We start from the raw sequence: 11813 nt of genomic DNA on the forward strand, positions 1-11813 counted from the left end.
GGGCCTCACTCGCTGACGTCTATGGTGGCTTCCATCGACAAGCCCACCTGCAGCGGATGGGCCTTCAGCTCGGCCGGGTCCAGCGCGACGCGCACCGGCAGCCGCTGCACCACCTTGATCCAGTTGCCGGTGGCGTTCTGCGCCGGAATCATCGCGAAGGCGGCGCCGGAGCCGCCGGACAGGCCGGCCACCTTGCCGTGGTAGACCACCTTGCCGCCGTAGAGGTCGGCGGTCAGCTCCACCGGTTGGCCGACGCGCACCTTGCTCAGCTGCACTTCCTTGAAATTGGCGTCGACGTGGGCGTTCTGCAGCGGCACCACCGACATCAGCGGCGTGCCCGATTGCACGCGCTGCCCCACCTGCGCCTGGCGCTTGGCCACCACGCCGTCCACCTGGGCGCGGATCACCGTGCGCGCCAGGTCCAGCCTGGCCTGATCGCGCTTGGCGCGCGCCAGCGCCACTTCCGGGTTGTCTGCCACCGTGGTGTCGGCGGTCAGCGTCTGGTTGGCTTTCAGGCTGCCGACGGCGGCGCGGTAGTTGGCCGCGCTTTGCTGGCTGGCGGCTTCGGCGGCTTTCAGGCTGGCCGCGGCGGTGGCGTAGGCGTTTTGCGCGTTGCTCAGTTCCTCGCCGGACACCGATCCGCTTTTCGCCAGCGCCTGGCGGCGCTGCAGGTCGAGCTTCGCGCGCTCCAGGTCGGCGCGGGCCGAGGCCAGCTGCGCGGCGGAGCGGGCCTCGTCGGCGCTGCGCGCCTGGGCCTGGGCGCTCAGGCCCTCGTCATTGGCGAAGTAGCCCTTCACCCGGCGCTCGGCGCGGGCGAGGTCGGCTTCGGCCTGGGCCAGCGCCAGCTTGGCGTCGCTGTCGTTCAGTACCACCAGCACGTCGCCGGCTTTCACCGGCTGGGTGTCGACCACCTTCACCTGCTGGATGGTGCCGGCCACTTCGGGCGTCACTTGGGCGATCTCGGCGGCGACATAGGCGTTGTCGGTGCTGACATGGTGGGAGCCGACCAGTGTCCAGTAGCCGCCGTAGCCGACGGCGGCGGCGGCCACCGCGCCGAACAGCAGCGTGAACAGCTTCTTGCGTTGCAGGGGACGGCCTGCGGCAGCGGGCGCTTCGGAGGCCGGCAGGGCTTGTACGTTTTCGCTCATGATGGGGATTCCTTGTGTGGGATTGCCGGCGGCCTCAGCGGGCGGCCTGTGGTTCGGTTTGTTGGTAGCCGCCGCCCAGGGCTTTGATCAGGGCGACGTCCAGCGCGAAGCGGCGCGCGTCCAGCGCGGCCAGGCTGCGGCGGCTGGCGATGACGCCGTCTTCGGCGTTCAGCACGTCCAGGTAGTTGGCCAGCCCGCCCTGATAGCGGTTCTGGCTGACGCGGTAGGCTTCGTCGGCGGTTTGCAGCGCCAGCCGGCGCTGCTCCAGCTGCGGCGTGAGCGCGGCCTGGCTGGCCACGGCGTCGGCGGTTTCGCGCAAGGCCTGGCTCAGCGCGGCGTCGTAGCTGGCGACGGCGGCGTCGTAGTCGCCGCGCGCGGCGCGGTATTGGCCCTGCAACTGGCCGCCGCGGAAGATAGGCAGATTGATCGCCGGGCCGACGCCGGCTATGCCGGAACCGGCCTTGTCGAACAGTCCCAGTCCCAAAGACTGGGCGCCGACGAAGGCGGTGAGATTGACGTTGGGGTAGAACTGGGCCTCGGCGGCATCGATGCGCTTGGCCGCGGCTTCGGCGCGGAGACGGGCGGCCGCCAGATCCGGTCGGCGGCCCAGCAGTTCCGCCGCCAGCGTGTCGGGGAGCCGCTGTTCGCGAAACAAGCCGGCGGCGGGGCGGGCGATGGCCAGGCCGCGGTCCGGCCCGGCGCCGATCAGCGCCGCCAGGCTATGGCGCTGCAGGACGATGTTTTCGTCGGCGGCGGCCAGGTCGGCGCGGGCGGCCGCCTCGCGCGACTCTGCCTGGCGCGCGCTGCCCAGCGTTTCCATGCCCTGGCGCTGGCGTTCGCTCATCAGCTGCGCGGTGTGGCTGCGCACGTCCAACGCCTGGGCGGCGGCGTCGCGCTCGGCGAACAGCCGCGCCAGCTCGGCGTAGCCGGCGGCCAGCGAGGTGGTCAGCATCAGCCGCGCCTGGGCGGAGTCGGCGCGGGCCGCGGTCAGCTCGGAAGTGGCGGCGGCGACCGACGCGCGGTTCTTGCCCCAGAAGTCCAGCTCGTAGCTGAAGTCCAGCGTGGCGCGGCCGCTGCTGTTGAAGCCTATCGGCGCCGGCATGCCGTTGTTGTAGCTTTGCTTGTCGCGGTTGATCGCCGCGTTCAGGTCCGCGCTGGGCAGCCGCGCGGCGCCGGCCTGCTGCGCCAGGCCCTCGGCGCGCTCGACGCGGGCGCGGGCGGCGGCGAGGTCGGGCGCCTGGCTCAGCGCTTCGTCCATCAGCTTGTTCAGCTGCGCATCGCCGTATTTGCGCCACCATTGGCCAGCGGCCCATTGACCCTGTTCAGAAGGCAGGCTTTGCGTATTCTGGTATGGTTGCAGCGGTTTGATCTGCGGCGCCGGACCCATGTCCGGCACGGCGGCGCAGCCGCCCAGCAGCGCCAGCGCGGCCAATAGGCCGATGGACAGCGGCCGCGGCGGGAAAAATTTAGCGGTTCTCATGGTCTCGATCCGTTTGCTGTTGGTTTTAACTGTACGGTACGGTATAGTTATATTTCCAAGCTAGCGGCGATGTCAAGGAAAATTGAACCGTACGGTTCAGTATTAAGGTGGGTATGCGCACAAAAAGCGAAAGCAAGCGTCAGGCGATCATCGCCGCGGCGACCGAGGTGTTTCTGGAGCGCGGCTACGAGGCGGCGTCGATGTCGGAAATCTCCACCCGGGCCGGCGGCTCCAAGGCCACGCTGTACAACTATTTTTCGTCCAAGGAAGAGCTGTTCCTGGAGGTGATGGCTTGCCTGGCCGGGGAAATGTCCAAGGTCTACGTCAAGCTGGTGCCCGGCGGCGATCTGGCGGCGGTGCTGCAGGATTTCGGCGAGGCCTACCTGGACAATCTGTTCAGTCCTGAATTGCGCGCGCTGCGCGCCATCGTGATGGGCAGCGGCAGCCGCTCCGAGGTGGGGCTGTTGTTTTATGAAAACGGGCCGAAGGTCGGCTGGGGCAAGCTGGCCGAGTTCATGGCCGCCGAGATGCAGGCCGGCCGCCTGCGCGAAGCCTCGCCGTGGACCGCGGCGATGCATTTCCACGGCCTGGTGCATGCCGAATGCCAGGTGGCGCTGATCACCGGCCTGGTGGATCAACTGGCGCCCAAGGAGAGCCGGCCAGCCTGGGTGGCGTCGGCGGTGGAGGTGTTCCTGATCGCCTACGGCGCGCGATGACATCGGAAAGTCCGCTGTGAGACAATGGGAAACTTGTCCCACCCCAGCGCCGCCCGGCGCGAAAGGCCGCAAGATGAGTTTCCCCGAGCTGTTTCCCTCCTTGTTCCGTTACAAGGCCTGGGCCGATGAAGAGCTGCATGCGGAGGCGGCGCGGCTGGATGGCGCGGCCCATCCGGACAAGCGCCATCTCGCCATCCGCATCCTCAACCACATCCACGTGGTGGACCGGATCTTCCGCGGCAACCTGACGCGGCAGCCGCATTGCTACGCCGCCACCAACACCCCGGACACGCCCGAATTGGCGGCGCTGCTGGCCGCGGTGCGCGAAACCGATGCCTGGTATGTGGAATACTCATCCTCGCTGACCGCGGCCGAGCTGGCCGAGGCCATCGATTTCACCTTCACCGATGGCGGCCATGGCCGGATGAGCCGGGCGGAGATGCTGCTGCAGGTGATCACCCACGGCGGCTACCATCGCGGCGCGGCGGGCCGCGTGCTGGCCGAATGCGGCCTGCAGCCGCCACGCGACATCTACACCCGCTTCCTGCACGACAGCGAGCCGGCGCGCCGCGCTTGAGGCGGTGTTGCGCCAATCCCTCAATCTGAAGAAGTTTTGCCGCAAATATTCATATTGAACATAGGCGGGCTTGTTACAATTGCCGCCGATATTCCGCAGGCGCGGCTTCAAGCTGGCTGTGCCTGCCGATGCGGCGCAGCGCCGCATTCTTCCGGCTGGCGCGGTCCGCTTGGGTGGCAAACCCAAGGGCCGCGGCCGGCCGCTGTTGTGTCCGGGCCTGGCGCCGGACGGTTTCAGTCCTTTTTCGGGTAAGCCGCAAGCATGTTCAAGAACTGGTCGGTCAAACAGAAAATCCTGGTCAGCGTCGCGCTGATCCTGCTCATCGCGCTGGCCATCGCCGGCGCGGTCTCCACCCGCATGTTCCAGGCGGCGCTGACCGAGCGCCTGGAGCAGCATGAGCTGAAGGCGACGGTGGAGGGCATACGCAACGAGCTGGACGCCTCCATCGCGCTGCCCTTGAGCCAGACCCGCCAGCTGGCGGCCAACACCTATCTGCTGGACTGGACCGCGGCCGGCGAGCCCGAATCCGGCGTCGGCCCCTGGCAGCGCTACGCCAAGGCGCTGATGCAGACCTCGGGCGCGTCCATCATCTCCTGGACTTCCGAAGCCACGCTCAACATCTACATCGACCACGCCACGGTCAAGGCCGACCCCAAGGGCAACGACAAGTGGCTGGCCGACTTCCTGGCCTCCGGCCGCGACAGCCAGTTCACGCTGGGCTCGGAAACCGGCAAGCAGCAGGTGATGATGTTCGTCAACGTGCTGGCCAACAAGGGCCAGGCCGGCCACCGCGCGGTGGCGGCATTAGGCTTCGACGTCACCCAGATGGCCGAGCGCGTGCGCAAGATGGCGGTGGGCGAGCGCGGCCAGGTCTACGTGGTGGACGCCGCCGGCCAGGTGCGGCTGCACCGCGATCCGGCGGCGATGCAGAAGAAAACCATGCTGGCAGAGCTGCCTGGCCTGTCGGCGATCGCGCCGCAGCTGCTGAACAAGTCCGGCTTCAACCTGGCGCATTTCGACGGCCCCAATGGCCCGACCATCGCCGCCTCCAGCTATATGCCCAACGCCGACTGGTTCGTGGTGGTGGAAATGGACGCCGGCGAAGTCTACGGCGCGGTGACGCGCACCATCTGGTGGGTGGCGGCGATTGACGCGGTGGTGCTGCTGCTGTCGCTGCTGGTGATCTGGCAGGTGTCCGGCTTCATCAGCCGGCCGCTGGTGCAACTGCGCGACGCGATGCGCGCGCTCAGCTCCGGCCACGGCGACCTGACCATGCGCCTGCCGGCCGACAGCCGCGATGAAACCGGCCAGGTTGCGGCGGCGTTCAACCAGTTCATGGAGCAGCTGCGCGCGATGTTCCTGCAGGTGCGCGAACAAAGCGGCCAGCTGCACCGCAGCGCCGGCGAGCTGGCGCGGATGACCGAGCGCCTGTCCGCCGGCTCGCGCCACAACGCCGACCTCAGCGAAACCACCGCCGCCACCATCGAGCAGCTGTCGGTCAGCGTCAGCCACATCGCCGGCAATTGCCACGGCACCGCCGAGGCGGTGCAGCAGGCCGGCGCGCTGTCGGAACAGAGCGCGCAGGCGGTGGGCAAGGTCAGCGTCGAGATCGGCTCTGTCGCTTCGTCGATGGACGAGGTGAAGACGGTGATGGAAGAGCTGGAGCGCCGCTCCGCCCAGGTGGGCAGCATCGCCGGCGTGATCAAGGACATCGCCGACCAGACCAATCTGCTGGCGTTGAACGCGGCGATCGAGGCGGCGCGAGCCGGCGAGCAGGGCCGCGGCTTCGCGGTGGTGGCGGACGAGGTGAGGAAGCTCGCCGAGCGCACCAGCCAGGCCACGGTGGAGATCGACGACATGGTCGGCGGCATGCAGCAGGGCTCGGGCCAGGCGCGCGAGCGGGTGGCGAAGACTTATGGCGCGGTGCAGGGCGGCGTGGAGCTGGCCGAAGAAGCGCAGCGCCAGATCGCCGAGATCCGTTCCAGCATGCAGCTGGTGGTGCGCCAGGCGGCGGAAATCCGCGACGCCGCCAGCGAGCAGTCCAAGGCCACCGAAGACATGGCGCGCACCGCCGAGCAGATGTCGTCGCAGGCGCTGCAATCTGACGCCGAAATCGGCCGCGCCGGCCAGGTGGTGGCCGATCTGGAGCGCTTGTCGCAGTCGCTGGAGGGCGTGGTGTCGCGCTTCAAGCTGTAAGAATCTGCTAACGATCTTCTGCCCGTTTTTTAGGCTTGGCTGGTCAGAAACCGCGTATTTGGTGCGCCACCGGCCCCTTCAAGCCTGCCGCCGGGTGGCAGGCCCGGCTATGAAAAGCATTATCCGCGTAGCGGATTCACAACCATGACCGGTTGCAGGAAGGTGGAAGGCTCAGCCTTCCCCTTGCCGCGGCGCGAGGTAGTCGGCGAAAAAGTCGATGAAGGCGCGCACTTTTTCCGGCAGGTGGCGGGTGTCCGGGTAGACCGCGTACACGCCTTGGCGTGGAAATGCCCAATCCGGCAGCAGGCGCGCCAGCGCACCGGCGGCCACATCGTCTGTTACCTGCCAGTCCGGCAGCAGCGCCACGCCGCAGCCCTGGCGCGCGAAGTCCAGCAATGCGCCCGAGGTGTCGGCGACGATGCGCGGCGCGTCGCCCGCGTCCAGCATCGCTTCCCCGTCTTTTCCCGTCAGTTTCCAGCGCAGCGGCGCCGCCAGCCGGCTGTGCGCCAGCCAGTCGGCGCGGGCGAGCCCGTCCACGCTTTCCACTTGCTTGTCCGGCTGCGCCAGATAGCCGGGCGAGGCCACCGGCCAGATGTCGAATTCCTCCAGCAGCCGCGCGCGGTAGCTGGAGTCGCTCAGCGAGCCCAGCCGGATCGCCACGTCCACTTGCTGCGAAATCAGGTCGGCATGCCGCGACGACGACTCCAGCCGCACCGCCAGCCGCGGATGCAGCAGGGAGAAGGCCGCCAGCGCCGGTATCACCCGGCGGCGGCCGTATTCCGGTGTGGTGCTCACGCTCAGAGTGCCCTGCAGGCCGCCGTGGCCGCGGCGCGCATCGTCCATCGCCGTCTGCGCCATGCGCAGCACATGCAGGCAGTCCTGGTAGAAGCGCCGGCCGGTTTCGGTCAACTGCAGCCGGCGCGTGCTGCGGGTCAGCAGCGCCACGCCCAGCTCGGCCTCCAGCTGTTTCAGGTTGAAGCTGACCACCGCCTTGCTGTGGCCCAGCGCCTCGGCGGCGGCGGTCAGCGAGCCGCTTTCCACGATGGCGGCGAAGATGCGGAAGCGTTGCAGGCTCATGTCCAGAAGGACCTTATTGTCAAAATTATTTTGACAGTTTAATCGATTGCCAGTGGTTTTTCCGGCCATCGGGCGAGACTAAGCTGGCCTCCGTCAAGCAAGGAGGTTGGATGCATGGAGTATCGCAAACGCGTGGCCGCAGTGTACCTGTTGGGGTTTTTCATCGATCTGGCCAATCTTTTCGTCGGCAATGTCGCCTTTCCCGACATCGCCCGCACCTTTCATCGCGATGTGGCGGAGCTGGCCTGGGTGGGCACCGCCTACATTCTGGGGCTGACCGCGGTGATTCCGTTGGGCAACTGGCTGGCGGCGCGCTGGGGCGGCAAGCGGGTGTTCGTCGCCTCGCTGCTGCTGTTCATGGCGGGCTCGGCCGGCGCGGCGCAGGCCGGCTCGCTCGGCGCGCTGATCGCCTGGCGCGCGCTGCAGGGCTTGGGCGGCGGCTTGCTGATTCCGCTGGGCCAGACCATGACCTATCGCTTGTACCGGCCGGCGGAGCGGCCGGGCCTGACCGCGATGATTTTGCTGGTGGGCCAGCTGGCGCCGGCCTTGTCGCCGACGCTGGGCGGGCTGGCGCTGGACGCGTTGGGCTGGCGCTGGATTTTCTGGCTCAACCTGCCGCTGGCCATCGTGCCGCTGGTGCTGGCGCTGTGGTGGCTGCGGGACGAGCGCGAGCCGGAGCCGGCCGCCGGCCTGGATTGGCTCGGCCTGCTGCTGGGCAGCCTGGCATTGTTGCTGGCCTTGCAAGGGCTGGGCGATCTGGCGCAGCCGTCCACCTGGGCGCGCGGCGGCGCGCTGCTGGCGGCGGGCCTGGCGTTGGGCGCCGCTTACGCGCGGCATAGCCGCCGGCATCCGCGGCCCATCCTGCGGCTGGAATTGCTGCGCGATCCGCTGCTGCGGATGTCGATGCTGATGTATCTGCTGGTGCCGGGCGCCTTCATGGGCGTCAGCCTGGTGGCGATGCTGTATCTGCAGCAGGTGCTGGGCGTGTCGGCTTCCGCGGCCGGGCTGTTGATGCTGCCGTGGTCGTTGGGCGCGTTCGCCGCGATCGCGCTGACCGGGCGCGGTTACCGCCGCCTGGGGCCGAGGCCGTTGCTGATGGCCGGCCCGCTGGCGCAGGGCATCGGTTTCCTGAGCTTGCTGGCGATAGACCGCTCCGGGCAGCTGCCCTGGCTGGCCGGCAGCTACGCGCTGATGGGCCTGGGCGGCACCTTGTGCAGCAGCGCCAGCCAGAGCACGGCCTTCCTGGGAGTGGCGCCGGCGCGGATGGGCGAGGCCAGCGCCTTGTGGAACATCAACCGCCAGGTGAGCTTCTGCGTCGGCATGGCGTTGGCTTGCGTGTTGCTGAATCTGCTGCTTGCCGGGCAAGGCATCGCCGATCCGGGGGCGCCCGCGGCGCGGGAGTTGGCGGTGCGGGCCTTCCATCTGTGTTTTCTGGCCGCCGCCTTGGCCATGTTGCCGCCCTTGTGGCTGGGCAGCCGGATAGGCAATGCGGAGGTATTGCGTTTATTGAATCGTCCTCAAATGGGAGAAGCGTGATGAAGAATGAAGAATTGGCGGTATGGGCGCAGGTTCGCGACACTTTGGCGCAGATCGCGCGCTGGCTGGGCGACGGGCCGCATGGAGAGGAGGCGCTGGCCGCGCTGATGATGGATTTCGACGCCGGCTTCGCCATGGTGGCGCCAAACGGCGCGCGGCTGGACTGGCAGGGGCTGCGGGCCTTCTTCCAGGGCGCGGCAGGCAGCCGGCCGGGGCTGGAAATCACGCTGGAGCGGATGACGCTGCTGATGGGAGATGGCGACACCGCAACGGTGGCCTACTACGAAACGCAGGCCTTGGGCGACGGCAGCGGCAACGGCCGCCACGCGACCGCCGTGCTGTTCCGGGACGGCGCCAACTGGCGCTGGCGCCATCTGCAGGAAACCGGGGAGGCTGTCTGGCCTCCCCGTTGATGGGCGATCAGTAGCCGACGGTGAAGCGGCTGCGCTGATGCTCGCCTTTTTCCAGCTCGTCGATCATGGCGACGGCGTAGTCCTCCACCGAGATGTGGCTGTTGCCTGCGGCGTCGACCAGCAGCTGGTCCTTGCCCAGGCGGAACTGGCCGGTGCGTTGGCCCGGCTGCAGCATCGCCGACGGGCTCAGCAGCGTCCAGTTCAGCTCGGTTTCGGCGCGCAGCAGGTTCAGCGCTTCGCGGGCGCCCAGCGCCGAGGCCTTCCATTGCTCAGGGAATTCCGGGGTGTCCACCAGCTGCACGCCGGGGGCCACTTCCAGGCTGCCGGCGCCGCCGACCACCAGCAGGCGCGGAGCCTGGGCGGCCTTGGCCGCGGCGATGATGGAGCGGATGCCCTTGACGAAGTAGTCGAACTGCTCTGCCTGGGCGTGGCCGCTGAAGGCGCTGAGCACGGCGTCGAAGCCCTTCAGTTGTTCCGCCAGCTGGGCGCTGTCCTGCACGTCGACTTTGGCGGCGGCCAGGTTGGCTTGCGCTTCGATGCGTTCCGGACGGGAAACCAGCGCGGTGACGTGGTGGCCGCGGGACAGGGCTTCTTGCAACAGGGCGGAACCGACATAGCCGCTGGCGCCGATCAGTGCGATTTTCATGGTGAGACTCCTTAGTTTGCTATCGGATGGGGGCGCCGCGTCGCAGCGCTGATGGAATGCATCATGCGCTTTTCGATTGATTCGATAAACGGCTGAAACCATAATTGATTGTTATCGAAAAATTGACAGTTGATATGGCGCGAGGCGTAGAGAACAATCTGGAAGGACTGCAGATCTTCGTGGCGGTGGCCGAAGCCGGCGGCTTCACCGCCGCCGCCGAGCGGCTGGGGATGACCAAGGCCAACGTCAGCCTGCAGGTGGGGCGGCTGGAGACGCAGCTGGGAGCCACGCTGTTCAACCGCACCACGCGGCGGGTAAAGCTGACCGAGGCCGGGCAGGCGCTGTACCTGGACGCGCAGCCGGCGCTGGCAACCTTGCGCGACGCGCTGCTGCAGGCCGGCCACGGCGCGGCGGCGCTGTCCGGCACGCTGCGGCTGACCGCGCCGGTCAGCCACATGGCGGAATCGGTGGCGCCGGCGGCCACCCAGTTCATCCGCCAGCACCCTGGCCTGCAGCTGGAGCTGCACGCCAGCGACCATATGGTGGATCTGGTGGCGTCCGGCATGGACCTGGCCATCCGCCTGGGCATGCTGCGAGACTCTTCGCTCAGGGCGCTGAAGCTGGGGGAATTCGCTCAGTTGCCGGTGGCGTCGCCGGCGTATCTGCAAGCGCGCGGCCATCCCGAGCGGCCGCAGGATCTGGCCGAGCACGACTGGGTGGCGCTGACGCTGCTGAAAACGCCGCTGAGCTGGCCGTTTGCCGGGCCGGGCGGCGAGGAGCAGGCGGTGCGGATGAAGGCGCGGATCAAGGTGGATTCGGCCGCTTCGCTGCGCGCCTTGCTGCTGGCCGGCGCCGGCGTGTCGGTGCTGGATTCGTTCAGCGTGCAGGAGGACATCCGCCAGGGCAGGCTGGTTCACCTATTGCCGCAGTGGACCTTGCCCAAGGGCGGCGTCTACGCGGTGTTTCCGCCTGGCCGCCACGCGCCGGCGGCGGCGCGCGCCTTCGTCGAGTTTTACCGGGTGCTGCTGGCGCGGCCGTCGCTGCCCGCCTGAGCGCGGTTGTCCGGCAATGCCGCCGCCACCCGCGGCAAGACGAAGTCGATGAAGGTCTGGTATTTGCAGGTGAGCGGGGTGCGGAACGGATGCACCAGGTAGATGGGCCAGTAGTCGCAATGCCATTCCGGCAGCACTCGAACCAGCTCGCCGCGCGCCAGATGCCGCTCTACGGTGTAGTCGGCGAGCAGGGTGATGCCCTGGCTGGCCAGCGCCAGCTCCGCCCGCAGCGGGTAATGATCCAGATACAGCTGCGCCGCGATGGGTTGGCGCAACAGCTGCTCCCCCTTTTTCAACAGCAGCCCATCGCGCTGTTCCGACTCCATCACCAACAAACGGTGCCGGGACAGGTCGGCCGGCTGCCGCAGCGGCGGGTGGCGCGCCAGATAGCCGGGGGACGCGTACAGGTTTTCGCTGGCGTAGCCCGCCAGCCTGGCCACCAGGTTTTCATCGTGCACCTTGTGCGAGCGCGCCGAGCGCAGGCAGAAGTCCAGCACATCGGCCACCGGGTCTTGCAGCCGGTTGTTCACCCGCAGCGACAGGGTCAAATCGGGATAGCGGGTGGCCAGTTCGCTCAATACCGGCCCCAGCACGTATTGCGCCAGCGACGAGGTGGTGCTGATTGCCAGCGGCCCGGCCAGGCCGCTTTGGGTCTGGTCCACCGCCATCCGCGCCTGCGCCATCGTTTCCCTAAGCCGCGCCGCGTGGGGCCGCAGCCGCTCGCCGGCCTCGGTCAGCGCCATTTTGCGCGTGCTGCGCAGCACCAGCACCGCGCCCAGCTCGCGTTCCAGTTCCTTGACGCGGGCGCTGATCAGGCTCTTGTGGCAGCCCTGCAGGTCGGCGGCGGCGGTGAAACTGCCGGCGCGCGCCAGCGCGTCGAAGGCCAGCAGGTTGTCGGGGGAGGGCATTGTTTTCATATCTGGACAATTGGTTCTGGATTGCGCGTTTATTTGGAACATTGTAGCGGCTATT

11 protein-coding genes are annotated in these 11813 nt (G+C 68.1%); 6 read left to right on the forward strand and 5 right to left on the reverse strand.

The window, feature by feature from the left end:
- Positions 1 to 5 precede the first annotated feature (5 nt).
- Both U6115_RS03355 and U6115_RS03360 read right to left on the reverse strand, forming a co-directional pair.
- Positions 6 to 1148 carry an HlyD family secretion protein gene (locus U6115_RS03355; protein ID WP_043580992.1) on the reverse strand — a complete coding sequence of 381 codons (1143 nt, stop codon included), beginning with the start codon at positions 1146 to 1148 and terminating at the stop codon, positions 6 to 8.
- A gap of 34 nt (positions 1149 to 1182) precedes the next feature.
- On the reverse strand, positions 1183 to 2628 hold the full coding sequence (locus U6115_RS03360) for an efflux transporter outer membrane subunit (RefSeq protein ID WP_043580990.1): 1446 nt from the start codon (positions 2626 to 2628) through the stop codon (positions 1183 to 1185).
- 113 nt (positions 2629 to 2741) lie between these two features.
- Between U6115_RS03360 and U6115_RS03365 the strand changes: the two genes are divergently transcribed.
- The 3 genes from U6115_RS03365 (at position 2742) to U6115_RS03375 (ending at position 6117) form a co-directional block, all read left to right on the forward strand.
- The gene (locus tag U6115_RS03365) at positions 2742 to 3344 is read left to right on the forward strand and encodes a TetR/AcrR family transcriptional regulator (RefSeq protein ID WP_043580988.1); all 603 of its coding nucleotides are present in this window, start codon (positions 2742 to 2744) and stop codon (positions 3342 to 3344) included.
- A 73-nt stretch (positions 3345 to 3417) separates the two neighbouring features.
- Positions 3418 to 3921 carry a DinB family protein gene (locus tag U6115_RS03370; protein WP_043580985.1) on the forward strand — a complete coding sequence of 168 codons (504 nt, stop codon included), beginning with the start codon at positions 3418 to 3420 and terminating at the stop codon, positions 3919 to 3921.
- A gap of 261 nt (positions 3922 to 4182) precedes the next feature.
- Positions 4183 to 6117 carry a methyl-accepting chemotaxis protein gene (locus U6115_RS03375; protein WP_047238063.1) on the forward strand — a complete coding sequence of 645 codons (1935 nt, stop codon included), beginning with the start codon at positions 4183 to 4185 and terminating at the stop codon, positions 6115 to 6117.
- 171 nt (positions 6118 to 6288) lie between these two features.
- Here the strand turns inward: U6115_RS03375 and U6115_RS03380 are convergent, their stop codons facing one another.
- Positions 6289 to 7194 (reverse strand): LysR family transcriptional regulator, encoded by a 906-nt coding sequence (locus U6115_RS03380; protein WP_043581489.1) that lies wholly within the window; start codon positions 7192 to 7194, stop codon positions 6289 to 6291.
- A 114-nt stretch (positions 7195 to 7308) separates the two neighbouring features.
- Between U6115_RS03380 and U6115_RS03385 the strand changes: the two genes are divergently transcribed.
- Both U6115_RS03385 and U6115_RS03390 read left to right on the forward strand, forming a co-directional pair.
- The gene (locus tag U6115_RS03385; protein ID WP_043581488.1) at positions 7309 to 8730 is read left to right on the forward strand and encodes an MFS transporter; all 1422 of its coding nucleotides are present in this window, start codon (positions 7309 to 7311) and stop codon (positions 8728 to 8730) included.
- On the forward strand, positions 8730 to 9143 hold the full coding sequence (locus tag U6115_RS03390; protein ID WP_052258472.1) for a hypothetical protein: 414 nt from the start codon (positions 8730 to 8732) through the stop codon (positions 9141 to 9143). The genes U6115_RS03385 and U6115_RS03390 overlap by 1 nt, the downstream gene beginning before the upstream one ends.
- Positions 9144 to 9150: 7 nt before the next feature.
- On the opposite strand, the gene U6115_RS03395 is transcribed toward U6115_RS03390, so the two are convergent.
- On the reverse strand, positions 9151 to 9789 hold the full coding sequence (locus U6115_RS03395) for an NAD(P)-dependent oxidoreductase (protein ID WP_043581480.1): 639 nt from the start codon (positions 9787 to 9789) through the stop codon (positions 9151 to 9153).
- Between the two features lie 134 nt (positions 9790 to 9923).
- Between U6115_RS03395 and U6115_RS03400 the strand changes: the two genes are divergently transcribed.
- Entirely contained in the window at positions 9924 to 10841 is a 918-nt protein-coding gene (locus U6115_RS03400) for a LysR family transcriptional regulator (RefSeq protein ID WP_043581479.1), read from the forward strand.
- Here U6115_RS03400 and U6115_RS03405 read toward each other — a convergent pair.
- Positions 10802 to 11749 (reverse strand): LysR family transcriptional regulator, encoded by a 948-nt coding sequence (locus tag U6115_RS03405; RefSeq protein ID WP_052258471.1) that lies wholly within the window; start codon positions 11747 to 11749, stop codon positions 10802 to 10804. The two genes, U6115_RS03400 and U6115_RS03405, sit on opposite strands and share 40 nt — an antisense overlap.
- Positions 11750 to 11813: the final 64 nt, after the last annotated feature.

Origin of the sequence: Chromobacterium subtsugae (assembly GCF_035919665.1) — a bacterium.
GTDB classification, from domain to species: domain Bacteria; phylum Pseudomonadota; class Gammaproteobacteria; order Burkholderiales; family Chromobacteriaceae; genus Chromobacterium; species Chromobacterium subtsugae.